Source organism: Mycobacterium sp. RTGN4 (assembly GCF_033804635.1).
GTDB lineage: Bacteria > Actinomycetota > Actinomycetes > Mycobacteriales > Mycobacteriaceae > Mycobacterium.
This window is the reverse complement of the sequence record NZ_JAPZLB010000006.1, coordinates 21,809-45,245: the sequence shown is the minus strand read 5'-3', so window position 1 is coordinate 45,245 and position 23,437 is coordinate 21,809. Positions and strand designations below refer to the sequence as shown.

Here is a 23,437-nt window from a genome sequence, read left to right as displayed (position 1 = left end):
ATGTCCCCGAATCGCGGGTTACGAACGGCAGCGGCTCGGGTATGCCGGAGGGGGCCGGAAACGCCTTGCGCGCGTGAGGAAACCGAGAAGGAGATCGACACCGTGGATGCCCGACGCACATCGCCCCTCGGCCGGCTCTTTGCCCTGGTGGTGGCCACCCTGCTCGCAAGTTGCGCGGTGCTGGGCGTGGCCGCGCCGCGCGCGCTCGCGGATTCGTGCCCCGACGTGCAGGTGGTGTTCGCCCGAGGCACGGGTGAACCCCCTGGCGTCGGTGGGATCGGGCAGGGCTTCGTCGACGCGTTGCGGTCCAAGACCGGAACTAAGTCCGTCGACGTCTACCCCGTGAACTACGCCGCCGCCGCCGACTTCTCCGACACCATGCAGTTCGCCCTGACGGTCATCGACGGCATCAGGGACGCCACCAACCGCATCGAGGCGACGGTGTCGGACTGCCCGAACACCCGCATCGTGCTTGGCGGTTTCTCACAGGGCGCGGCGGTGGCGGCGTTCGTCACGGCGGCCGACGTGCCGGCAGGTGTGCCCGCGTTCTTGGTGCCCCCGCCGATGCCTCCCGAGGTGGCCAACCACGTGGCCGCGGTCGCACTTTTCGGCACGCCCTCGAATCGATTCCTGAGCGACTCGGGCGCACCGGTGATCACCATCGGCCCGCTGTACGTTCCGAAGACCACCGAGTTGTGCGCGCAAGGCGACACCATCTGCAATGGCGCGCCCCCTGGGCCGCCGACCGCCGCACACGGTTCCTACGTGGCCAACGGCTTGACGGCGCAAGCGGCTAGCTTCGCAGTTGGCAGGCTCTAGGACGCCAGCCCTAGGACGCCAGCCCTAGGACGTAAGCACCGCGACCACCCACACCACCGTCGCCAGCAGCGCGCCGGCCAACTCGACGCCCACCGACAGCACGACGCCCTTGATCGCGTGCACCGTCGAAGCCCAGGCCAGCCGGTGGTCGCGCCGCAGCGCCAGCTCGGCGAGGTACACCCCGAGCACGAACCCCAGCACCAGCCCGACCACCGGGACGACGAAGAATCCGATGATGCCGAGTACCCCGCCCGTAAGCAGGGTCCACGTACCGACGTCGGCGCTGCGCATCCGCTTCATCGGCCACAGGTACTTCACCAGCAGCGCCGCGCCGAGAACCACCGCGACAACGCCGAGCGTCACCCACCCCAGCGTCGTCCGCTCGACGAACGCCCACACCGCGATGGCCGCGAACACCAGGATGCTGCCCGGCACCAACGGCACCAGGATGCCGACCAGACCGATCGCGATGGCCACCGCAACCCCGATGAGCCCGATGGTGTCCATTGGCAAGAGCCTATTGGGCTGCGTCGAGTTGTCGCGCCAGGTCCAGGAAGTCGACTGCGGTGAAATCGAATTCGCCGTCTTGCGCCCTGGGCAGCGCGCGACCTGGGCCGCGTTCGAGCGGGCGGGCGACGTACGCGGTCATCAGGCCGGAGTCCCGCGCCGCCCGTAGATCACTGGGATGCGCGGCCACCAGCATGAGTTCGTGCGGCGCGACGTCGAGCACGTCCGCGCATCCGAGGTAGGCCTCGGGATCCGGTTTGTAGTGACGGAACAGTTCTGCGGAGATCACGCAGTCCCACGGCAGGCCCGCCCGCTTGGCCATGTTGGTCAGCAGCGAAACGTTCCCGTTCGACAGCGTCGTGATCACGAAGTTCTGCTTGAGCAGGGTCAGCCCCGCCACCGAATCCGGCCACGGGTCCAGCCGGTGCCACGCCCGGTTGAGCTCGTCGACGTCCACGTCGGGGATGGGTTCGATTCCGGCCGCGTCGAGGAGGTCGTCGAGGATCAGTCGGTGCAGGGCGTCGATCTTCAGCCACGGGAGCTCGCCTTTGCGAACCCGATCCATCGCCGACGGGTAGCCGGCCCGCCAGTCGTCTGCGAACCTCGCCCAATCTTCCGCCAGCCCATGCCTTTCCCCGAACATCTCGAGCTCACCGATGATGCTGCTGCGCCAGTCCACCACGGTTCCGAAGACGTCGAAGGCCAGTGCCCGCGGCTTATTCGATGGGGTCATCTCGCCAAGAGTGTCACAGCGCGACCATCGGCGGAGTCAGGCTAACGACCCGGTGCGCTGACGAAGGATTGCACGCTGGATTCCGTGACGTGCAGTTCGATCCTGCTGAAGCGGCTGAGGGGTTCGCGTACCAGGCACACTTCCGCGTTGGTCGGCTCGCGCACTGACGCTGCCACCTGTGGCGCGAGCTGGGCGCCATCGGTGTCGCAAGCCAACATCACCCCGTGCCTGGCCTCAACGGCGAAGGTAGCCGTCGGGGTATCGAAGACCGCACCGACGACCTGGCCCCCCTCGAACACCAGGCGGCGCAACCGGCTCTGATGCTCCACGTCGACACCGCGGGCGTGGGCCACGGCGGACAACCATTGGTCGAGCGCCGGTGCGGGTGCGTCGGGATCGAGTTCGATCGAACCGATCCGCGCGACCTCGACCATCGCGCCCGAGCGAGACCGCTTCGGCGTGGTCGCGTCCGTGATCACCCGGCTGTAGACGATCCCGAGCGGTGATGCGACGCACTCTGCTGCCCAGTCACCCAGGCGGGCGCCAAAGAACGGCGGGATTTGGTCCCGCTTACCGGGCTTCTTGGTGCTGACGGGCACTAGCTCACCCGCAGCCAGCACGGGCACACCGTCATCGGTCGCGACGGGCACATCGAGGTCCTCGACCAACGCAGCGAGGTAGGCGCTGGTCTCGTCGTCTGCGACCTCTAGTTCCAACGCGTGACCCAAACCGCCTGACGGCGTGCGAGCGAGCGGTCGGGCGAAGTTCGCGACGAACACACTCGCGCCTGCGTCCACCGCCACGATCGCGGCGGCCAATCCGCCTGCGCCTGCGCCGACACACACGAAGTCGACTGTCAGATCCCATTCCAGTTCGTCTGTAGTTCGCATTACCTACCGCTGTCTAGGTCGAGTGAACAGGTCCGAGGCGGTCGCCCCACGGTGTCGCTGTCCGTTCTGTAGCGCAGCCTCAGTAATTTGCTAGTTACCGGGCGCTGGCGTCGCGGACTCGCTCATTACATACCATTCGGATGGTTTCCGCAATGATTAGCAACCCTCGATATATTGACGATTGCGCCACGTCGGCACTGGTAGAGCGATGGTGATCGGCATCACAGACCGGTCGCGAGTCGGGCGGCCAGCCGCAACCTGCCGCCCAGAGCACTGCGATGCCTGCCGGAGCTCGGCGAAATGTGCTTGGCTGTCTGGCGAGCGGGCAAATTCATTCCGAAACCTACCGAATGCCTCACCTCAGCGCAGGAAGCTCAGCGCAGGAAGCTCAGGGCTCGAGCACGACCTTGCCGAGCACACCGCCACTGGCCAGGCTCTCCAACGCGGCGCGGCCCTCGGACAGCGGGTAGCGCACCGGTGGCGGCGGCCGCAAGCCTGCGTCGACGAGCTTGCCCAATCCGACGCCGAATTCGGCCTGCGCGCCAGGGGTGCGGTTGATGAACTCGCCCAGTCCGACGCCGACCACGCTGACATTGCGCAGCAGCAGCCGATTGACCTTGACGGCCGGAATCCCGCCACCCGACGCGAAGCCCAGCACCAACAGCCGACCCTCGGTCGCCAATACCCGAATCGCGTCATCGAACGCGTCCCCGCCGACCGGGTCGACCACGACGTCGACGCCGCGTCCTCCGGTGTGGTCACGGACCGCCTTGGCCCAGCCTTCCGTCAGCGGCAGTACGACGTCGGCGCCCAACGACTCGACGAACTCTTCTGCCCCGGTCCGGTGCACCATCGCGATGACCGTGGCGCCCATCGCCTTGGCGATCTGGATGGCCGCGGTGCCCACCCCGCCTGCCGAGCCCAGCACCAGCACGGTCTCGCCAGGCTGGAGGGCAGCGCGGCGCGCAAGTGCGAAGTACATCGTGTAGTAGTTCCCGAGCAGACACACCGCTGCACCGTCGTCGATGCCGTCGGGAGTCGGCGTCACGCTGGCCGGTGGTAGCGCCGCCCGCTGCGCCCATGCGCCGAGCATGCTCAGTCCGGTAACTCGCTGTCCCACCGCGAAGCCCGAGTCCGCGGGGGCGGAGCGCACCACGCCCGCGACCTCGGTCCCTGGGACGAACGGCGGATCGAGCTTGAGTTGGTACTCGCCCTTGATCAGCAGCAGGTCGGGGAAGCTGACCCCGGCTGCACCGACGTCGACGACGACCAAGCCGTCGCCGGCCGGCTCGTCAACGTCGGTGTAGACCAGGCCTGACGGCCCCGAAAGTTCTCGCGCAACAAGCGCTTTCACTGACTCAGCCGAGCTTGAAGCTGGCTGACTGCGCTGCCGAGAGGTCGGTGATCTCGCCCCACTTGGCGGCGACGTCGTCGACCGACGGCACCGAGGAGAACGTCACGCCGTCGTTCTGGAACAGCGCCGTGCGCTGCACCTTGCCACCACCGACGATGAAGATGGAGTCCGTGTCGGGCAGTTCCTCGGTGCACAGGTAGGCCACCACCGGCGCGACGTACTCGGGCGTCAGCTTCTCGAAGACCTCGGGCGGCAGGATGTCCTGCGTCATCCTGGTGGCGGCGATCGGCGCGACGGCGTTGGCCTTGATGTTGTACTTGGCGCCTTCCTGGGCCAGCGTGTTGATCAGCCCGACGAGGCCGAGCTTAGCGGCGCCGTAGTTGGCCTGGCCGAAGTTGCCGAAGAGGCCGCTGGTCGAGGTTGCGACGACCACGCGGCCGAAGCTCTGCTCGCGGAAGTGCGGCCATGCGGCGCGCAGCACGTTGTAGCCGCCATAGAGGTGCACCTTGAGCACGGCGTCCCAGGCCTCGAACGTCATCTTGTGGAACGTGCCGTCGCGCAGGATGCCTGCGTTGCTCACCACACCGTCGACCTTGCCGAACTCATCGATCGCGGTCTTGATGATGTTCTCGGCGCCCGCGGCCTCTGCGACGCTGTCGTAGTTGGCGACGGCACGGCCGCCCGCTTCCTTGATCTCGGTGACGACCTCGTCGGCCATGTTGTGTCCGGCGCCTGAGCCGTCACGGGATCCGCCCAGGTCGTTGACCACGACGCTGGCGCCCTCGCGGGCGAGGGTCAGGGCGTATTCACGGCCCAGTCCGCCACCGGCTCCGGTGACGACGATGACGCGATCCTGCACTCCGGACATGAAGTTCCTTTCGATTAAAGATGGTCAAGCTCTTCGTTGATTGAGCGGCAAGCGGGTCGGCTCAGAAGAGCCTGCGCGCCAGCTTCCACGCTTTCTCTGTATACGGCGGGTAGATCATGGCAGTTAAGTCGGGTCGGGTGGGCTTGGTCAGCACCGACTTGCGGTGGCTGAACTCCTCGAAGCCGAACCTGCCGTGATAGGCGCCCATCCCGGACGGGCCGACACCGCCGAACGGCAGCTTGGTGGTCGAGAACTGGAACAGCAGGTGGTTGACCAACATGCCGCCGGCCGGCACCTCCTTGATGACCCGCTCTCGGACACTCTTGGCCTTGGTGAACAAGTAGGCCGCCAACGGCTTGGGCCGCGAATTCACGAAATCGATTGCCTCGTCCAATGATTGGACCGTGACGATCGGCAGGATGGGCCCGAAGATCTCATCGGTCATCAACGGCTCGTCAACGGCGGGATCGACGACGACGGTCGGCTGGATCTCGATGGTCGCCGCATCCGAGCCTCCGCCGAGCGCGACGGTGCCCTTGGTGGCGGCGAGTGCCGTGGTTAGGCGATTGAAGTGCCGCTCGTTGACGATGCGCTTGCCGCCCGAGTTGCCCGCTTCGAAGGTCGCGACCGCGTCGGCGATCTTGCTGACGAGTTCGTCGCGGATCGTGGCGTCGGCCAGCACGTAGTCCGGCGCAATGCAGATCTGGCCCGAGTTGATCAGCTTGGTCCAGGCGATGCGCTTGGCTGCCACCTCGACGTCGGCGTCGGCGGCCACGATGACCGGGCTCTTGCCGCCCAACTCGAGCGTGACCGGCGTCAGGTGCTTCGCCGCACCCTCGTAGACCTTGCGTCCGATGTCGGTGCCTCCGGTGAAGCACAGCTTGTCGAAGCCCTGCGCGATGAGTTCCTGGCTGACCGCGCCGTCACCCTCGATCACGGCGATGGCGTCGTTGTCCAGGTAGCGCGGGATCAGTTCGGCCATCAACGCCGACGACGCCGGCGACACCTCCGACGGCTTGAGTACGACGGTGTTACCCGCCGCGATGGCTCCGACCGCCGGTCCGAGCGTCAGCGCGAACGGGAAGTTCCAGGCACCGATGACGAGCACCGTGCCGAACGGTTCGTACTCGATCCAGGCGCGGCCCGGCAGTTGCGCCTTCTCCAGCAGCCGGTGCTTGCGCTTGGTCCACTTGCCGACGTTCTTGGCGGCGTCGGCCGCTTCGCTCGCCGTGCTGGCGATGTCGGCCAACCACGACTCGAACGGCTTGCGACCCAGGTCCTGCTCGAGCGCGGCCGCGATCGCGGGTTCGTTGTCCACCATCAACTTCTCGAGGGCTTCCAGCTGCCGCTTGCGCCACGCGACGTCGCGGGTGCGGCCGCTGGCGAAGGTCTTCCGTAACCGGGCGACGACGGTGGGAATGTCGACGGCCTGCGTCGAGGTGGGTGGGACGCTGGGGGGTGCGGCGGCTTCGGCGGTCATGGCAAGGCCCTTCCTGACGTCAAATCCTGACCCTGAGGATGCGCACGATCCTAACCAACTAGGTGGTTGGCGAACAGGGTGGTTGGCGAACAGGGCGCGGTCGGATCGTCAGCTCGGTGAGCTGCGCGCCGTCAGTGCCGCTGCGCCGTGACGAACGTCGAGAACGCGCGCTGGTCGGTGTCCTCGGGCAGCACCCAGCGATCGAGCCGACGCATCTCCTCCAGGGACGTCACACCCGCAGCCGCCCACCCGTGCGAATCCAGCCATTCGATGACGTCGGCGCGGTCGGGGTCGTGGTACATGAGTTCTGCGACATCGACCTGCTCTTCCATGCCGAACTTCTCTCGAAGCTGCTGGAACCGTTCGCGCATCAGCTCGCGCCGGTCCTCGGCCTGGACGCCGACGGTCTCTATCGCGATGCGACTGTCCGTCGCGCTGAGCTCGGTGACCTGCTCGAAGAGGCGGTCCTGCGCGTCGGCCGGCAGGTACATCAGCAGCCCCTCAGCCAACCAGGCCGTCGGCACCGATGCGTCGAAACCGGCCTGGCGCAACGCATTTGGCCAATCCTGCCGCAGGTCGATAGCGACGTGGCGTAGCTGTGCGGTCGGCTGCACGTCGTGCTCGGCGAGCGCTGCCGACTTGTACTCCAGCACCTTGGGTTGATCGATCTCGTACACCGTGGTGCCCGCGGGCCAGTCCAGCCGGTAGGCCCGCGAATCCAGCCCCGACGCGAGGATCACGACCTGGCGGATTCCTGCGGCGGTCGCTCCTGCGAAGAACTCGTCGAAGAAGTGCGTCCGCACGGCCTGGTAGTTGCTCATGTGCTCGAAGACCGCGGCGGCCTCGGCGTCCTCGCTGGCGACCTTGGCGATGAACTCGTCGTCGAGCATCGACTCCCAAACCCCGGCGCCCGCGCCCGCGACTAGCAGCTTGGCGTACGGATCACGGATCAGCGGCTGGGGTTGCGCCGTTTCCTTCGCACGCGCGGCCGCCACCATCACCGCCGTCGATCCCACGCTGGTGGCGATGTCCCACGTGTCGTCATGCGAGCGCAACGAACTCATGTGTCTCCAGTCGAGTCGGGCGCATGGCACGGCGCCGGGAAGGTGCTATCCATGGTAGCGAGCAAAACTTAGGTTAGCTATGCGGTGGAGCGTCGTGGCAGTGACAGAAAGCTATCCGGCAATCGTCCAGAGCTTGTTGGCCAAGAGCTTCTCCAGCGTCTCGACGATGACGACCAACTCGTCGTGGCCACCGACGTATCCCGCGTAGAAACCCATGCCCCACATCACGGCGACCAACATCTCGACCAGGGTGGCCACGTCGGTGTCCGTGGTGAGCTCACCGCGCTCGATCGCATCGGTAACGGCCCAGGTGACGAAGGCGCGGGACGCCTTCAAGGAGTTGTGCTCGTCGCGGCTCAACTCGGGGTGCCGCTGGGACTCGAGTACCGACGTCACCAGGAATGCGGCGGCCGAACGATCCCGGGATTCGGCCTGCATGGCGGCCGAGAAGAACGCCGTAAGTCGCTTGAGAAGCCCGGTCTCGCCGTGCGCTTTCTCCATGCCCGCGGCAACCACCAACTCGTTGGTCTTCTCGACCACGTCGCGGTAGAGCACGCGCTTGCTCGCGAAGTAATGATTGATTGCCGGGCGGGTCAGATCGGCGCGAATCGCAATGGCTTGGAATGTCGCTGCGTCATAGCCAAGTTCGCTGAAAACTTCGCGCGCCGCCCGCACAATGCGCTCACGGGTCTCAGCTGCCTTCGCTGCAGGTGGACGTCCTGGACCCCGGGTCGCGGTATACGGCACGGTCAAATTGTGCCACATGTCACCTGGCCTTTCGACGCGAATAGGTTGCGGGGCCGTCAACGAAAGGCGCTCAGCAAACTATCTTCCGCACAATATTGACGTCGAGGCACGAAATATTACGAATGTCCGACGTAGCTGGGCACCCGTACATTGAGGCGCGTCGGCGGGGTGGCCAACTATCGTGTCCTGCCATGGCCACCGTCGTTTCTCGGGAGGCGTACTTCGGCACCGGCCTCGAGGTCCTGTCCGACCTCGGTTACGGCGGGTTGAAGCTTGCTGAGGTGTGCAATCGCCTCGGCGTCACGACTGGCTCCTTCTATCACTACTTTGCCAACTGGTCCGCCTACACGACGGACCTCGTCGCGCACTGGGTCCAAGCCCGCACCGTCGGCATCATCGAGGCCGTCCAGTCCGAATCCGACCCTCGCGTGCGCATCGACACGCTCATCAAGGAAGCCCTGGCGCTCCCCCACGGCGCTGAGGCCGCGATCCGGGTGTGGAGTTCGATCGACGCCGAGGTGTATGCCGTGCAAGCCGCCGTCGACCAACAGCGTTTCGACGTGCTCCGCGAGTCGGCGCTCGAACTCCTGCACTCCGAACACCAAGCGCGCCGGTTCGCCGCGTGGGGGCTCTACCTGCTGGTGGGCTACGAGCAGACGTTGTTACCGCGCAATCACGACGACCTGACCTGGATCGCCGCACAGCTGCTCGGGGCATTGGACGCGGGTCGGTTCGGTCCGATCTCCGACGTCACTCCCACCGTTTCAGACTGACCAGCGGTTCAGACTGACCAGCGGTTCAGACTGACCAGCGTTTCAGACTGACCAGGTCGCCGGGCGGGTCCGGCTAGCATCTGCGAGCATGCTGACCGCGGCTGTCGTGTGGCGCCGGACAGTCGATCGAATTGACGAGCGTGACCCTGAGCGCGACGCGTTCAGACGGGCCATCCGCGCGGCGATCGTGCTGCCGATCGCCGCGGCCGTCGGGTTCGCGGTGGGCGGCGGATCGCAGACCCCGATGTTCGCCATCTTCGGCTCGGTGTCCTTGCTGATCACCGTCGACTTCCCCGGCAACCGGCCTGCGCGGGCGCTCGCCTACTGCGGGCTCGGCTTCAACGGCGCCGTGTTGATCACGCTGGGCTCGTTGGTCGCGCCGATCCCGTGGCTGGCCGTTGCGACGATGTTCGTACTTGGCGTCGCCGTGACGTTCACGGGGGTGCTCAGCGAAATCGTGGCCGCCGGGCAACGCTCGACGCTGCTGACGTTCGTACTGCCTGCGTGCACACCTGTGGGCCCGATCCCGGACCGGCTGTTCGGCTGGGCGATCGCGTTGGCGCTGGCCGTGCCCGCGGCGCTGTTCCTGCTGCCGCCGCGACATCACGACGAACTGCGCAGGCACGCCGCGCAGGTGTGCCGAACCCTGGCCGACCGGCTCGAAGGCAATGCGTCCGCCGAGGACGTCTCGACCGCAATGGGCGACCTGCGCGCCAACTTCCTCGGCGCCGACTACCGGCCGGTCGGGCTGACCGCGGGCAGCCGGGCGCTGGTGCGTGTCGTGGACGACCTGCAGTGGTTGTCGGATCGCATCGCCGACAACACCGGGACCCTGCTGTTCGCGCTACGCGTCCCCATCGTCCGGGTGCTGCGCGAGAGCGCCGACGTGCTGCGCGCGCCGAAGGGTGCCGACCGGGCTGCCCACCAGGACGCACTCCTGTCGGCACTCGACGAGCAGCGGACCTTGGCGCAGAGCCGCTATCGCGACGACATCGTCGAGATACTCGGCGAGCCGAGCGACGCCGCCGCGATCGGAGCGGCGCGCCGGCTGCTGAGCCTGCGCACCATCTCCGCGTGCGTCGGCGCGACCGGACGCGTCATCCGGCTGGCGGCGGCGGCCGACGCACGCCCAGTGTGGGCCAGGGTGCTGGGCCGGCGGCTACCGGTGAGCGGAGCATCCGATCGGGTGCTGTCGGAATCGCAGGCCATCGCCTCCTTGACGACCGGCTTCGTCGCCACCCGCGCGGTGGTCGTGCGCAACAGCCTGCGCACCGGCCTCGGGCTGGCCGCGGCCGTCGCGATCACGCACGTCTTCCCCGTGCAACACGGCTTCTGGGTGGTGCTCGGCGCGATGTCGGTGCTGCGGAGCAGCGCGCTCACCACAGGCACCAGGGTCGTGCGCGCCGTCGGTGGCACGGCGATCGGATTCGTGCTCGGCGCGGTCTTCATCGAGTTGATGGGGGTGGATCCCCCGGTCATGTGGGTGATGCTGCCGCTGGTCGCGTTCGGCTCCGCCTACGTGCCCGAGGTGGCGTCATTCGTTGCAGGCCAGGCGATGTTCACCATGATGGTGCTGATCATCTTCAATCTGATCGTGCCGACCGGGTGGAGCGTCGGACTCATCCGCATCCAGGACGTCGTCGTCGGCGCGTCCGTGGGTGCGGTCGTGTCGGCATTGCTGTGGCCTAGAGGCGCCGCGTCGCGGGTGGCCAGGATCGTCGACGCGGCCTACACGGTCGGGGCGCAGTACCTCGAGGCGACGGTGCGGCGTGTCACCCGCGGTGCATACGAGGGCGCCAACGACCAGGTCAGTGCGCTCGGTCACGATGCGTTGACCGCGTCGAGAACGCTTGATGACGCAGTGCGGCAATACCTTTCGGAAAGCGGCGGGTCGACGGATCGCCGCGCTCCGGTGATTCGCGCGGCCAACCGCGCGGTGCGACTCCGGGCCGTCGCCGAGTTGATCGCCGACGTCGTGCCGCCACCGTTGACGGCCTACCCCCGGGTGCGGCAAGTGCTTGAGAAGCATTCCTCCTCGGTGTGCGCACGGTTGAGCGGCACCGAACCCTTCGACGACAGTGGCCCGATCAGCGACGACTTCGTGTTGGCCTTGCGGGCCGAATCCGACGGTAGTGCGCTGTCGGTGTCGGCGGCGCTCCCGCTCGTCACCGTCGCGGCCAGCCTCGGCGAGCTCGAACTGCTATACCCCGAACCCGAGGCCCCCCTTGCGATTTCGGCGCGCTGAGTTGCGGTGAGCGCAACTGAGCGCGCCGAAATCGTCTAACGGTGGGGCCGCAGCGCGCCTGGCGGGATGGTGCCGAACCGTCCTGCGTTGAAGTCCTCAAGCGCCTGGACCACCTCGGACTTCGAGTTCATCACGAAGGGTCCGTAGTGGAATACGGGCTCCCGGATGGGCCGGCCGCCGAGCATGAGCACCTCCAGCGCGGGACGGTGTGAATCCTGTTGCGCCGCAGCGTTGATCGTGATGCGGTCGCCCGCACCGAGTACGGCCAGCTGACCCTGCTCGATGGGTTGGGCAGCCGGTCCCACCGCGCCGCGGCCGGATAGCACGTAGACCAGCGCGTTGAAGCCCGGGTTCCACGGCACACTCAGTCGCGCACCAGGTTGAATGGTGGCGTGCACCAAGCTGATTGGCGTGTGCGTTAGACCTGGCCCGCGCCGGGCTCCTTCTTGCGTCTCGACGTCGCCTGCGATGATCCGCACCAGGGCGCCGCCGTCCTCGGACGCCAGCAGCTTCACGTCGCCGCCCTCGATGGCTTGGTAGCTCGGCGTCGCGAACTTGTCCTTTCGCGGCAGGTTGACCCACAGCTGGATGCCGTGGAACAGGCCACCGCTGTCAACGAGTTCGGCGGGCGGCGTCTCGATGTGCAGAATGCCCGCGCCTGCCGTCATCCACTGCGTGGCGCCGTCGGTGATGAGCCCGCCGCCACCGTGCGAATCCTGGTGGGCGAAGCGCCCGTCGATCATGTAGGTGACGGTCTCGAAGCCCCGGTGCGGATGCCAGTCGGTGCCGCGTGGCTCGCCGGGTTGGTACTCGATCTCACCCATCTGGTCCATGTGGACGAACGGGTCGAGGTCGGCCGCGCTGACTCCTGCGAACGCGCGCACGACTGGGAAGCCCTCGCCCTCGTAGCCGCGGGGCCCGGTGGTGATCGACCGCACCGGGCGGTCACTTTGCGTCACCGTGGGAGCGGCGATTCGGGGAAGGGTGAACGTATCTGCGGTCACGGCGGGCATCGGTACCTCCTGGAGAGTTGAAGAGCTACCCGATACAACCGGACTACAGTCCGTTTATTCCGGGGTGTCTTCCCCGCGAGTAGGGGTCAACCCAGCGCGTGGATCGCAGCCGCGCGCGCATCGGCGGCCGTCGCCGCATCCAGCGCGGCCGTCGCGGCGGCCTGGCACTGCGCGAGCGTGACTTGGGCCAGCTTGGCCCCCACCCCGGCGACGGCCGCTGCAGCCGCCGACAGTGAGGACACCCCCAGCCCCACCAGCACACACGCCAGCAGTGGATCCGCCGCGGCCTCACCGCAGACGCCTACGGGCTTGTTCACCGCGACACCGGCGTCGACCGCCATGCGCACCAGGGCCAACACCGCCGGTTGCCAAGGGTCGGTGAGCGTCGCCAGTTCGGCCGACATCCGATCGGCGGCCATCGTGTACTGGGTCAGGTCGTTGGTCCCGATCGACAGGAAGTCGACGTGCTCGAGGATGCGATGGGCCAGCAGCGCGGCTGCGGGCACCTCGATCATCACGCCTGGGGTCAGCCCGTGCGCACGGCACTGCGTGGCGAAGTCCGCGGCCTCGGCTGCGGTGGCGATCATGGGCGCCATCACCCACGGCTCGTTGCCTGTCGCCTGCGCGGCCGCGGCGATGCCCTCGAGTTGCCGCGTCAGGATTCCGGGATTCCCGTCGGCGATGCGGATGCCGCGCACACCGAGCGCCGGGTTGGCCTCGTCGGGGTGCCCGGCGAACTTGAGCGGCTTGTCGGACCCGGCGTCGAGGGTGCGGACCACCACCTTGCGGCCCGCGAACGCGGTCAGCACTTCGGCGTAGATGGCCGCCTGCTCGTCGACGGTGGGTTCGGTGTCGCGGTTGAGAAAGCAGAGTTCGGTGCGGAAGAGCCCCACGCCCTCGGCCGGGGTCGCACTGGCCGACCGCGCCGCCGCGCCGTCCTGCACGTTGGCCAGGATCGCGACCCGGTGGCCGTCGGCGGTGGCACCGGGGCCAGCCCACTGCTTGGCAAGGTCGGCGCCGCGCTGTGCGACGGCGACCGCCTCGGTCGCGGCGGTTGCGTCAGGCGACACGGTGATGGTGCCAAGCGTTCCGTCGACCATGACCATCGTGCCAACCGGCACTGCGTCCAGACCGTCGACGGCCACGACGCACGGGATGCCGAGCTGGCGCGCGATGATCGCGGTGTGGCTGGTGGGGCCGCCGAGCGTCGTCGCAAGCGCGACGACCAAGGATGCGTCGAGGCCCGCGGTGTCGACCGGCGCGAGGTCCTCGGCGCACAGGATCGACGGCACGCCGGGCACCGGCACCCCTGGTTCGGGCAGCCCGTTGAGCTCGGCGACGACTCGGTCGCGGATGTCGCGCAGGTCGGTGACCCGCTCGGCCATCAGGCCACCGAGCTGAGTGAACATCGTGACGAACTGTTCGACGGCTGCCACGACGGCGCCCACCGCCGGGCTACCTTCGCCGATCCGTTTCTCCGCCGCGCCGATCCACGCCCTGTCCTGAGCCAACGTTGCCGTCGCCGCGAGGACTTCCGAGGCCGACCCCGTGGCGTGTGCGGCCCGCTCCCTGAGCCGGGCCGCGACCGCAGCCGCGGCGCCCGCGAAGCGTGCGGCCTCGGCCGGACGTGCGGACTGTTCCAGCGCGGGCGCGGTGCCCTGCTCGACGGGCGGCCTGGCCCCTGGCCTGATGACCGGTGCGTACTGGACGCCTGCCACGGCTGGCACCCCGTGCAGGACGGTGCCCGCGGCGAGCTGGGTGGGCTGCGACTCGGCGTGCTGTGACGTTGTCGAGGGCGACGTACTCATGTGAGTCAGATTACAAGAATTGATTGACAAGTCAACACAGTCGGGAGTAAAACAACACATATCAACATTTCAGAAGCGAATTTCCCACACGTACGGAGACGCATGTACGCCGAAGAGCGCCAAGAGGCTATCGCCGCACTGGTGATCAGCAAGGGTCGCGCATCGGTCGCCGAGCTCGCTCAGACCTACGACGTCACCACCGAGACCGTGCGTCGGGACCTGGCCGCCCTCGACAAGGCCGGGGTGGTGCGACGAGTCCACGGCGGCGCAGTGCCCGCGCGTGCCCTGCACCTCGTCGAGCCCGGCGTCGGCGAACGGGAGACCACCCGCGCCGACTTCAAGGACGCGATCGCAGCCGCCGCCATCGACTACGTGCCCCGCACGGGCGCCACGCTACTGCTGGACGCCGGCACCACGACGGCGCGCATCGCGGCCCTACTGCCGACCGACCGCGAGCTCGTCGTCGTCACGAACTCCGTGCCCATCGCCGCCAGGCTCGCCGCCACCAACTCGGTGTCGCTGCAACTGCTCGGCGGTCGCGTGCGCGGGGTGACCCAGGCCGCCGTCGGCGACCAGACGCTTCGCGTGCTCGATTCGATCCGCGTCGACATCGCGTTCATCGGCACCAACGCCATCAGCGTGCGGCACGGCTTGTCCACCCCGGACGGCGAGGAGGCGGCCGTCAAACGCGCGATGGTGCGCGCCGCCAACTACGTCGTGGTCGCTGCCGACTCCAGCAAGGTCGGCCGGGAGGACTTCGTCAGCTTCGCGCCCATCTCGAGTGTCGACACGCTCATCACCGACACCGAACTCGACGACGCCGACCGCGCTCTGTTCACCGAACAGGGCGTCGAGGTCGTCTGCGCCGGAGCGACACCGTGATCGTCACCGTCACGCCCAACCCGAGCATCGACCGCACGGTCACGCTGGCCGCGCCGTTGACCCGCGGCGCCGTCCACCGCGTCACGTCGGTCACCAGCGAGCCCGGCGGCAAGGGCGTCAACGTGGCGCGCGCCCTGAGTCTGGCCGCGGTCGACGCCGTCGCCCTGCTCCCGGCCGCCGAGTCCGACCCCGTCGTCGCGGCCCTCCACGCAAGCGCCGTGCCCTTTCAGCTGGTGCCCGCCGGCGGGGCGGTCCGTACCAACCTCGCCATCACCGAATCCGACGGCACCACAACCAAACTCAACGAACCTGGCGCGCACCTCGACGAAGCAGGCCGCGGCGCGCTCATGAGCGCAGTGTTCGACGCGGCTCGACACGCCGCCTGGGTGGTGCTGTCCGGCTCCCTGCCACCCGGGCTCCCGGACGACTGGTATGCCGAGGTTGTCGCCATGCTCGCCACGCTCCCGTGCCGCGTGGCCGTCGACACGTCGGAACGCCCGCTCGCCGCGTTGGCGGCCGCGTTCGGTCGCCACGCGCCCGACCTCATCAAGCCCAACGCCGAAGAGCTCGCAGGACTCGTCGGGGCCTCCGGCCCTGCGCTGGAAACCGCGGCTGCTCAAGGAGATCCGGAGCCCGTCGTGGCCGCGGCCAGGACGTTGATCGATGACGGGGTCGGCACCGTGCTGGTCACCCTCGGCGCCGCTGGCGCGGTGCTCGTCGACAGCACCGGCAGTTGGATGGCCGCTCCTCCGCCGATCACTCCGCGCAGCACCGTCGGCGCAGGCGACAGCTCGCTGGCCGGATACCTCCGCGCCGAAGTTGGAGGAGCAGAGCCGCCGCAACGGCTTCAAATGGCCGTGGCCTACGGCAGCGCCGCCGCCGCACTACCGGGTTCGGCACTGCCGTCACCGGACCAGCTCGACCTCAAAGCCGTTCGGGTGTACGCACTTACGCCCGCACCAACCCTTCCCCATTTGCCGACAGGAAAGTAGCGAGATGTCAATCATCACCGGAGACCTGGTCGCCCTCGACGTCGACGCAGGCGGCGACAAGGAGGCCGTCATCAGCCTGCTCGCCGCCCGACTCGCCGCAGCCGGACGCGCCACCGATCGCGACGGTCTGGTCGCAGCCACGATGGCGCGCGAGGCGCAGTCCGCCACTGGATTGCCCGGCGGCATCGCCATCCCGCACTGTCGCTCGCCATACGTCGACGCGCCCACGATCGCGTTCGCCCGGCTGTCGCCCAAGGTTGACTTCGGCGCCCCGGACGGCCCCGCCGACCTCGCGTTCCTCATCGCAGCGCCCGATGCCGGCGGTGCCGAGCACATGAAGTTGCTGTCCAGTCTGGCGCGGGCGCTGGTGCGCAAGGACTTCGTCGAGTCACTGCGCAACGCCTCGTCGGCCGACGAGGTGGTGGCGCTGGTCGAGGGTGTCGTCAATCCGGCGCCTGCCGCCGCCCAGGCCGAACCCGCACAGGCCGCACCCCAGCAGACCAAGACGCTGGTGGCGATCACGGCATGCCCAACCGGTATCGCCCACACCTACATGGCGGCCGACGCGCTGGCCGCCGCCGCCAAGGAAGCCGGCGTCACCCTGCACGTCGAGACGCAGGGCTCGTCGGGCAGCACCCCGCTGTCGGCCGAGACCATCGCAGGCGCAGGCGCCGTCATCTTCGCCACCGACGTCGGCGTCAAGGACAAGGGCCGCTTTGCCGGCAAGCCCGTCATCGCCTCCGGCGTGAAGCGCGCGATCAACGAACCCGCCAAGATGATCGCCGAAGCCGTTGCCGCAGTGGACAATCCCAACGCCGCACGCGTCGAGGGCTCCGCAGGCGGCGCACCCGCAACCGCAGCGGCGTCGGGGGGCGGCGTCGGCTGGGGCACCCGCACCCGGCAGATCCTGCTCACCGGCGTCAGCTACATGATCCCGTTCGTCGCCGCCGGCGGGCTGCTCATCGCGCTCGGCTTCCTGTTCGCGGGCTACGACATCGCCAACAAGCCGGACGGAGCAACGCAGTCGCTCGGCAACATCATCGCCTTGAACAACTCGTTGACCAACCTGCCCAGCGGCGGGTTCATGCAATACCTCGGCGCAATCCTGTTCACGTTGGGCGGGTTGGCGTTTGGCTTCCTGGTGCCTGCACTGGCGGGCTACATCTCGTTCGCCATCGCCGATCGCCCCGGTATCGCACCGGGCTTCACCGCAGGTGCGGTGGCCGTATTTGTCGGCGGCGGCTTCATCGGCGGCATCGTCGCGGGCGTGATGGCCGGTTTCGTCGCACTGTGGATCAGCAGGTTCGACGTGCCGCGGTGGCTACGCGGGCTGATGCCGGTGGTGATCATCCCGCTGTTCGCCTCGTTGGTCATGGGCCTGTTGATGTTCATGCTGTTGGGCCGCCCGCTGGCGTGGGTCAACACCAGCCTGACCAGCTGGCTGAACAGCATGTCCGGCACGTCGGCCGTCGTGCTGGGCGTGATCGTTGGCCTGATGATGTGCTTCGACCTCGGCGGCCCGGTGAACAAGGCGGCCTACGCGTTCGCCACCGCCGGCTTGGCGGCGGCCACCACGGCGTCCTTCACGATCATGGCCGCCGTGATGGCGGCAGGCATGGTGCCGCCACTGGCCATGGCCCTGGCGTCGACCGTGCGTCCGAAGTTGTTCACCGAGCCCGAGCGTGAGAATGGCCGGGCCGCATGGCTTCTCGGTGCATCGTTCATCAGCGAAGGGGCCATCCCGTTCGCGGCCGCCGACCCGTTGCGGGTGATCCCATCCATGATGGCCGGGGGCGCGGTGACCGGTGCGTTGAGCATGGCGTTCGGCGTGACCTGCCGGGCGCCCCACGGCGGAATCTTCGTGCTCTTCGCGATCGACAACAAGCTGGGGTGGTTGATTTCGCTCATCGCCGGAACCGTCGTCGCTGCCATCGCGGTCATCGCCGCAAAGCAACTCAGCCAGCCGAAGGGGGGCGCCGAGACGTCTGCCGAACTCGTCGCCGCCTGAATCCGAACCCAAACCCACCACCAAGAGGAGCCAGCAATGCCCACCAAGACTGTCATCGTCGGATCGTCAATCGGGCTGCACGCCCGCCCCGCAGCCATCATCGCTGAGGCCGTCGTCAACGCCGGGGTCCCGGTGACCTTGTCCGTCGACGGTGGCGAGCCAGTGGACGCGGGTTCGGCGTTGATGATCATGACTCTCGGCGCAAGCAACGGCGCACAGGTCACCGTCGCCTCCGACGACCAGGCCGCGCTCGATGCCGTCGCTGCGCTGGTCCAGCAGGATCTCGACGCGTGAGTTAGTCCGAACGTCGGCTGCGGCGGCGGTCTGAACAGGGCCGTCGGCCACCCCCCAGAGAAACCGGAGCTGTACCCCCTCGCGCCCCCTTAAGATTGCACAGTGCAAGAGGTCGAGGGGCTTGACGTCAACCGAAGCGCCGCCCAAGGGGCGGCCTTTAGTTTGCTGTGGCCAGTTCAGCGGGCCATGATCAACGTTCGGGTCGGAGGGGGTGACGAATGGTACGGCGCATCTGCGTGCTGATCGCCGTGCTGATGCTGGCGCTGCTCAGTGCGCCACCAGCCGTTGCCATCGAGCCGCCGGTCATCGACCCTGGTGCGCTTCCACCCGACGAAACGGGTCCAGATCAGCCCACCGAACTGCGCAGGCAGTGCGGTGCGCCGTTGGTCTTCCCCAATTCGAACTTTGCCGACAAGCCGTGGGCCAGCGACTACCTCAGGCTCTCGGACGCGCAGAAGTTCGCCAATGGCGACGGCATCACCGTCGCGGTCATCGACACCGGAGTGAACGGCTCGCCGCGCGTCCCCGCCGAGCCTGGCGGCGACTTCGTCGACAAGTCCGGCAATGGCTTGTCCGACTGCGACGCGCACGGCACGTTGACCGCGTCGATCATCGCGGGCAGGCCCTCGCCTACCGACGGCTTCGTCGGGGTCGCTCCCGCCGCGCGGATCCTTTCGCTGCGTCAGACCTCGGACAACTTCCAGCCCGTCGGGTCGCGCACCGATCCGAACGATCCCAACACCACGCAGACGGCGGGCTCGCTGCGCAGCCTCGCCCGGTCGATCGTGCACGCCGCCAACTTGGGCGCTCAGGTGATCAACATCAGCGAGGCGGCCTGCTACAAGATCACCCGCCGCATCGACGAGACGGGGCTCGGTGCCGCCATCGCGTACGCGGTCAACGTCAAGAACGCGGTGGTCGTCGTCGCCGCGGGCAACACGGGCGCCGACTGCAATCAGAATCCGCCGCCGGATCCGTCCATTCCCGCCGATCCGCGCGGCTGGAAGCAGGTGAGCACCATCGTCTCGCCGGCCTGGTACTCGCCGTTGGTGCTCACTGTCGGCGGGATCGCGCAGAACGGCCAGCCGAGCAATTTCTCGATGTCCGGTCCGTGGGTCGGCGCCGCCGCACCGGCGGAGAACATCACCGCCCTCGGATACGATGGCAACCCGGTGAACGCCTTACCCGGACAGGACGGTCCGATTCCGATCAACGGAACGTCGTTCGCCGCGGCCTACGCCTCAGGGGTCGCCGCGCTGGTGCGCCAGAAGTACCCCGAATTGAACGCGATCCAGATCATCAACCGGATCACCGCCACGGCCCGGCATCCTGGCGGCGGCGTCGACAACTACGTCGGCGCAGGCACCATCGACCCGGTCGCCGCGTTGACGTGGGACGTCCCCGAGGGGCCGAAGACCGCGCCGTTCAAGGTGAAGCAGCTGCCTCCGCCGGTCTACATTCCGCCGCCTGACCGGGGCCCGATCACCATCGTGGTCATCGCCGGAGCCGGCCTTGCGCTGGTGCTCGGACTCGGAGCCCTGGCCCGACGTGCGTTGAGGCGCCGATGAAGAACTTCCTGGCTCAATTCGGGTTGCGCATCACGACGGGGCACCTGCTGTGGGCGGCGGCCCTGATTCCTGCCTGCGTCGCGCTGTTCCTGCCACTCCACCTGCTGTGGCTCGGCATCACGCTGTCGGTACTCATTGCGATCGGCGCCGTACTGACCGTGCGCGGCCGTAGGTTCACCGGCTGGATTGCGGCCATCTTCGCCTGGCGGCGCAGGCACCGCGTCAACCCCGACGCACCGTCGGAACCCGCGGTCGGGGCGACGGTCATGCCCGGCGACCACGTCGCGGTGCGGTGGCAGGGCGACTATCTGCTCTCGGTCATCGAACTCGTTCCGCGGCCGTTCACGCCGACGGTGATCGTCAGTGGTGAGGCCTTCACCGACGACGTCGTCGACACCAGGCTCGTCGAGCAGCTCGTCGCCGCGTACTGCCCCGACCTTGAGGCCGACGTCGTGTCCGCCGGCTATCGCATGGGCAAGACGGCGCCGTCCAGCCTTGTCGCGCTGTACGAACAGGTCGTCGGGCCGTATCCCGCACCGGCGAACCGGCGAACCTGGATCGTCTTGCGCGCCAAGCCCGAAGAGACGCGCAAGGCTGCGCAGCGCCGCGAGGCCGGGGTGGCCGGGCTGGCTCGATACCTGGTCGCGTCGACCACCCGCATCGCAGATCAATTGGCCAGCAACGGAATCGACGCGCGCTGCGGCCGCAGCTTCGACGACTTCGACCGCGCCACCGAGATCAGCTTCGAGCGTGAGTCGTGGTCCTTCATCAAGGGCCGCAGCACCTTCACGGCGGCCTACACCGCGGCCGGTGGTCCCAACGTCTGGTGGTCTGCGCGCGCCGACCACACCATCACCCAGGTCCGGATCCGGCCGGGCGCCGCCCCGACTGCCACGGTGTTGCTCACCACGCTGGCGAATCCTTCGACACCGCGCGGCTTTTCCTGCCTGTTCGGTGGTCAGCGGGCCGCCCTGCACGGTCAGAGCCCGCTGACCGACCGCCACTACGAGCTTCCGATCGGCTCCGCGGGCGTGCTGGTGGGCGAGACCGCCGACCGATACCCGGTGTACATGCCGTTCGACGACGTCGACGTGAGCATCAACCTCGGTGACGCAAGGCTTTTCACCCAGTTCGTGGTGCGGTCGGCGGCGTGCGGGGCGGTCGTCACGCTCGGTCCGCAGTTCCGGGAATTCGCAGGCTTCATCAACGCACGCGTGGGCGCGGCGGCCAAGGTGGCGTGGCCCAACTCGACGACGTACCTGGGCCCGCACCCTGGCATCGGCCGAGTAGTGCTGCGGCACAACTTCATTGACACACCGCGGCATCGTCAGCTGCCCATCCGGCTGATCAATCCGCGTGAGGAGAGTCGTTACCAGATGGCGCTGCAGCAATGAGGTGCAGATCGGGGGAGGAAGCATCATGGCGGTGAGAGTCGAGCCCTACACGCTGGACTGGAAGGCGCGCGCAATCGCCGAACCTATGCCCGCGATGCCGGAGCAGCCGGTCGCGGCCGATGGCACGCAGATCGCCACCGACGGCCTGGAACAACTCACATCGGGCGCGAACAAGATCAAGGGTTATCTGGAATCCGGCGAGCGCGAGGCCAAGCGGCTCTCCGAATCGTTCACCGCCGCCGCGGAAGCCTACCGCCAGGTAGACGTGGAGACCGCCACCGCACTGGCGAACGGCGAGACCGCTCCCCAGATCTCCCCGGTCACGCCCAGGCCCATCCTGTCGGACTCACTGCCGGTTCCGGGCGACTTCGCAGGGCTCAACAGCGACCCCGTCGCGACCTACGCGAGCGTGGAACAGGTTGCCCAGCAACTCGAGCAACCCGACCAGGCCGCGTCGCTCGTGCACTACGCAGACAACCTGAAGATGTACTCGCACGACCTGATCGTCCACGCCGACAATTTCAAGGATTCAGGCCTCAGCTGGAGCGGGCCAGCCGCCGACAACGCCATGGCTGCGTTGGACAAGCACCGATCCTGGTTGCTCCAAATAGTCGACACGACACGCGATTTGGCTGATCGCGCGCAGGACCTCGCCGATGCGCACAGCATTGCCAAGAGCAATCACCCCACCACCGAACAGATCAAGCAGCTGATGCAGGCGATGCAGATCAACGGGTTCAGTCCCGAGGCAATGGCGGCCTACCAGGCGCTGCAGACGAAGTCAGATGAAGTGCAGACCGCGTACGCCAACGGCGCGAAGATCCCGGTGTGCCAACCTCCGAAGCCACCGTCTGGATCGCCCAGCCTGCCACCGGTCACCGAGAACGGCGATCCGCGGGATTCCGATATTCACAAGATGAACGACCCGAACCAGAAGGGGCCGGGTAGCGAGACGCCGGGCAAGGGTGGAGGGTCTCCCGATTCGCCCCAAGCACCTCAATCACCTGAATCGCCTCAGCCGCCGACCGCGCCGACTTCGCCGGCGGCGGAGCAACCCCAGTCGGGCGAAAAACCTTCGGGTGGCTCACCGTCCGGCGGTTCACCGTCCGGCGGTTCCCCCTCTGGTGGCTCGCCGTCCGGAGGCAGCGGGTCGGGCGGCGGTATGCCGAGCCTGCCCGGTGGCGATCCGTCGACGGACATGCCCGGCTTGCCCGACAGTCCGGACTTGTCGCCGGCGGCCGCCGGTAGTGGCGGCGGCGGGTCGGGTGGCGGCGGCGCTGGAGGCGGGGGCGGGATGCCCTTGCAGCCCGCCGCGAGCGGTCCGGCCATCGGGACCTCACCGACGGGGGGCGGCGCGAGTGGAGGTCATCCCGCCGCGGCATCGGCAGGCGGGGGCATGGCCGGCGGCATGGGTGGCGGTGGCATGCCCATGGGCGGGCACGGCCAAGGTGGCGGCGGCGCCAAGGAGAAGCGCCGCGCCCCCGGTTTGACTCCCGACGAGGTGATCTACACCGAGGATCGGGAGTGGACTGAGAACTACATTGGTCAGCAGGCCAAGCGACGGGCGTCCGCTGACGGCAAGGACACCAAGTGAGCGACGACATGCACCCCGAGGTGGCGGCGGTGTTGAAGCAGGCCCAGCGCTTGCAGTCGCTGATGGATGAGCAGCTCACCAAGATGAACGCCGAGACGTTCACCGCGGCCGACGAGTCCGACACCGTCGAGGTCACGCTCAACGGCCATCACTGGCTGACGGACGTGTACATCGAAGCGGGGCTGCTGCGCCTCGGTGCCGAAGTCGTCCAGAGCCGGGTGAACGAGGCGCTACAGAAGGCGACGGCCCAGGCGTCGCTCTCGATTGACGCCGACCGTGAGCGCATCGACGAGGCGATCACGGAGATCAACAACGACAGCTCGTGGACCTAGGTTCTTTCGAGCCAGGGAAATTGCTGCGTTTGGGGTGCCCGCAAACCCCTTAGGCTCGATTGAGTACTGGAT

The 23,437-nt window shown here is 67.9% G+C and carries 21 protein-coding genes; 11 read left to right on the top strand and 10 right to left on the bottom strand.

The genetic code is table 11. The annotated features are described in order from the left end of the window. The first annotated feature begins 102 nt into the window (after positions 1-102). Complete coding sequence (locus SLQ30_RS14375; protein WP_413468037.1) at positions 103-819, top strand: cutinase family protein; 717 nt, start codon at positions 103-105, stop codon at positions 817-819. A gap of 24 nt (positions 820-843) precedes the next feature. Here the strand turns inward: SLQ30_RS14375 and SLQ30_RS14370 are convergent, their stop codons facing one another. From SLQ30_RS14370 to SLQ30_RS14335, 8 genes are all read right to left on the bottom strand, one after another. Then, positions 844-1,326, bottom strand: a complete 483-nt coding sequence (locus SLQ30_RS14370; RefSeq protein WP_319450259.1) for a DUF456 domain-containing protein — start codon at positions 1,324-1,326, stop codon at positions 844-846. A gap of 10 nt (positions 1,327-1,336) precedes the next feature. Then, on the bottom strand, positions 1,337-2,059 hold the full coding sequence (locus SLQ30_RS14365) for a haloacid dehalogenase type II (protein ID WP_319450260.1): 723 nt from the start codon (positions 2,057-2,059) through the stop codon (positions 1,337-1,339). Between the two features lie 41 nt (positions 2,060-2,100). After that, a complete protein-coding gene (locus SLQ30_RS14360) occupies positions 2,101-2,949 on the bottom strand; it encodes an FAD-binding protein (RefSeq protein ID WP_319450261.1) in 849 nt (282 codons plus the stop codon). Between the two features lie 388 nt (positions 2,950-3,337). Further along, positions 3,338-4,303 carry an NADPH:quinone oxidoreductase family protein gene (locus SLQ30_RS14355; RefSeq protein WP_319450262.1) on the bottom strand — a complete coding sequence of 322 codons (966 nt, stop codon included), beginning with the start codon at positions 4,301-4,303 and terminating at the stop codon, positions 3,338-3,340. 4 nt (positions 4,304-4,307) lie between these two features. After that, a complete protein-coding gene (locus tag SLQ30_RS14350) occupies positions 4,308-5,171 on the bottom strand; it encodes an SDR family oxidoreductase (protein WP_319450263.1) in 864 nt (287 codons plus the stop codon). Positions 5,172-5,232: 61 nt separating this feature from the next. Next, entirely contained in the window at positions 5,233-6,651 is a 1,419-nt protein-coding gene (locus SLQ30_RS14345; protein WP_319450264.1) for an aldehyde dehydrogenase family protein, read from the bottom strand. Between the two features lie 131 nt (positions 6,652-6,782). After that, positions 6,783-7,715: a class I SAM-dependent methyltransferase gene (locus tag SLQ30_RS14340; protein WP_319450265.1), complete on the bottom strand. Its 933-nt coding sequence runs from the start codon at positions 7,713-7,715 to the stop codon at positions 6,783-6,785. A 111-nt stretch (positions 7,716-7,826) separates the two neighbouring features. After that, a complete protein-coding gene (locus SLQ30_RS14335; protein ID WP_319450266.1) occupies positions 7,827-8,462 on the bottom strand; it encodes a TetR/AcrR family transcriptional regulator in 636 nt (211 codons plus the stop codon). A 191-nt stretch (positions 8,463-8,653) separates the two neighbouring features. Between SLQ30_RS14335 and SLQ30_RS14330 the strand changes: the two genes are divergently transcribed. Both SLQ30_RS14330 and SLQ30_RS14325 read left to right on the top strand, forming a co-directional pair. Beyond that, complete coding sequence (locus SLQ30_RS14330) at positions 8,654-9,235, top strand: TetR/AcrR family transcriptional regulator (RefSeq protein ID WP_319450267.1); 582 nt, start codon at positions 8,654-8,656, stop codon at positions 9,233-9,235. 88 nt (positions 9,236-9,323) lie between these two features. Further along, complete coding sequence (locus SLQ30_RS14325) at positions 9,324-11,480, top strand: FUSC family protein (RefSeq protein ID WP_319450268.1); 2,157 nt, start codon at positions 9,324-9,326, stop codon at positions 11,478-11,480. A gap of 35 nt (positions 11,481-11,515) precedes the next feature. Here SLQ30_RS14325 and SLQ30_RS14320 read toward each other — a convergent pair whose 3' ends face one another. After that, entirely contained in the window at positions 11,516-12,493 is a 978-nt protein-coding gene (locus tag SLQ30_RS14320; protein ID WP_319450269.1) for a pirin family protein, read from the bottom strand. Positions 12,494-12,579: 86 nt separating this feature from the next. Then, positions 12,580-14,361, bottom strand: coding sequence for a putative PEP-binding protein (locus SLQ30_RS14315; protein ID WP_319450270.1), 1,782 nt, complete (start codon positions 14,359-14,361; stop codon positions 12,580-12,582). Positions 14,362-14,403: 42 nt separating this feature from the next. Here SLQ30_RS14315 and SLQ30_RS14310 point away from each other — a divergent pair, with 42 nt between their 5' ends. From SLQ30_RS14310 to SLQ30_RS14275, 8 genes are all read left to right on the top strand, one after another. Further along, entirely contained in the window at positions 14,404-15,183 is a 780-nt protein-coding gene (locus tag SLQ30_RS14310) for a DeoR/GlpR family DNA-binding transcription regulator (protein ID WP_319450271.1), read from the top strand. Continuing rightward, positions 15,180-16,175 (top strand): 1-phosphofructokinase, encoded by a 996-nt coding sequence (locus SLQ30_RS14305; protein ID WP_319450272.1) that lies wholly within the window; start codon positions 15,180-15,182, stop codon positions 16,173-16,175. Before SLQ30_RS14310 ends, SLQ30_RS14305 begins: the two co-directional genes overlap by 4 nt. 4 nt (positions 16,176-16,179) lie before the next feature. Then, positions 16,180-18,183: a fructose-specific PTS transporter subunit EIIC gene (locus SLQ30_RS14300; protein WP_319450273.1), complete on the top strand. Its 2,004-nt coding sequence runs from the start codon at positions 16,180-16,182 to the stop codon at positions 18,181-18,183. Between the two features lie 36 nt (positions 18,184-18,219). Next, entirely contained in the window at positions 18,220-18,477 is a 258-nt protein-coding gene (locus SLQ30_RS14295) for an HPr family phosphocarrier protein (protein ID WP_319450274.1), read from the top strand. A gap of 218 nt (positions 18,478-18,695) precedes the next feature. Further along, positions 18,696-20,045: a type VII secretion-associated serine protease mycosin gene (gene mycP / locus SLQ30_RS14290; RefSeq protein ID WP_319450275.1), complete on the top strand. Its 1,350-nt coding sequence runs from the start codon at positions 18,696-18,698 to the stop codon at positions 20,043-20,045. Continuing rightward, entirely contained in the window at positions 20,042-21,439 is a 1,398-nt protein-coding gene (gene eccE, locus SLQ30_RS14285) for a type VII secretion protein EccE (RefSeq protein WP_319450276.1), read from the top strand. The genes mycP and eccE overlap by 4 nt, the downstream gene beginning before the upstream one ends. 25 nt (positions 21,440-21,464) lie before the next feature. Then, a complete protein-coding gene (locus SLQ30_RS14280; RefSeq protein WP_319450277.1) occupies positions 21,465-23,033 on the top strand; it encodes a PPE domain-containing protein in 1,569 nt (522 codons plus the stop codon). Continuing rightward, on the top strand, positions 23,030-23,365 hold the full coding sequence (locus SLQ30_RS14275) for a YbaB/EbfC family nucleoid-associated protein (RefSeq protein ID WP_319450278.1): 336 nt from the start codon (positions 23,030-23,032) through the stop codon (positions 23,363-23,365). The genes SLQ30_RS14280 and SLQ30_RS14275 overlap by 4 nt, the downstream gene beginning before the upstream one ends. The last annotated feature ends 72 nt before the right edge of the window (positions 23,366-23,437 follow it).

Bases quoted from the DNA above. Each gene is read 5' to 3' on its own strand.
- SLQ30_RS14370 (WP_319450259.1), bottom strand. From the start codon at position 1,326: ATGGACACCATCGGGCTCATCGGGGTTGCGGTGGCCATCGCGATCGGT.
- SLQ30_RS14365 (WP_319450260.1), bottom strand. From the start codon at position 2,059: ATGACCCCATCGAATAAGCCGCGGGCACTGGCCTTCGACGTCTTCGGA.
- SLQ30_RS14360 (WP_319450261.1), bottom strand. From the start codon at position 2,949: ATGCGAACTACAGACGAACTGGAATGGGATCTGACAGTCGACTTCGTG.
- SLQ30_RS14350 (WP_319450263.1), bottom strand. From the start codon at position 5,171: ATGTCCGGAGTGCAGGATCGCGTCATCGTCGTCACCGGAGCCGGTGGC.
- SLQ30_RS14345 (WP_319450264.1), bottom strand. From the start codon at position 6,651: ATGACCGCCGAAGCCGCCGCACCCCCCAGCGTCCCACCCACCTCGACG.
- SLQ30_RS14340 (WP_319450265.1), bottom strand. From the start codon at position 7,715: ATGAGTTCGTTGCGCTCGCATGACGACACGTGGGACATCGCCACCAGC.
- SLQ30_RS14330 (WP_319450267.1), top strand. From the start codon at position 8,654: ATGGCCACCGTCGTTTCTCGGGAGGCGTACTTCGGCACCGGCCTCGAG.
- SLQ30_RS14325 (WP_319450268.1), top strand. From the start codon at position 9,324: ATGCTGACCGCGGCTGTCGTGTGGCGCCGGACAGTCGATCGAATTGAC.
- SLQ30_RS14320 (WP_319450269.1), bottom strand. From the start codon at position 12,493: ATGCCCGCCGTGACCGCAGATACGTTCACCCTTCCCCGAATCGCCGCT.
- SLQ30_RS14315 (WP_319450270.1), bottom strand. From the start codon at position 14,361: ATGTGTTGTTTTACTCCCGACTGTGTTGACTTGTCAATCAATTCTTGT.
- SLQ30_RS14310 (WP_319450271.1), top strand. From the start codon at position 14,404: ATGTACGCCGAAGAGCGCCAAGAGGCTATCGCCGCACTGGTGATCAGC.
- SLQ30_RS14300 (WP_319450273.1), top strand. From the start codon at position 16,180: ATGTCAATCATCACCGGAGACCTGGTCGCCCTCGACGTCGACGCAGGC.
- SLQ30_RS14295 (WP_319450274.1), top strand. From the start codon at position 18,220: ATGCCCACCAAGACTGTCATCGTCGGATCGTCAATCGGGCTGCACGCC.
- mycP (WP_319450275.1), top strand. From the start codon at position 18,696: ATGGTACGGCGCATCTGCGTGCTGATCGCCGTGCTGATGCTGGCGCTG.
- eccE (WP_319450276.1), top strand. From the start codon at position 20,042: ATGAAGAACTTCCTGGCTCAATTCGGGTTGCGCATCACGACGGGGCAC.
- SLQ30_RS14280 (WP_319450277.1), top strand. From the start codon at position 21,465: ATGGCGGTGAGAGTCGAGCCCTACACGCTGGACTGGAAGGCGCGCGCA.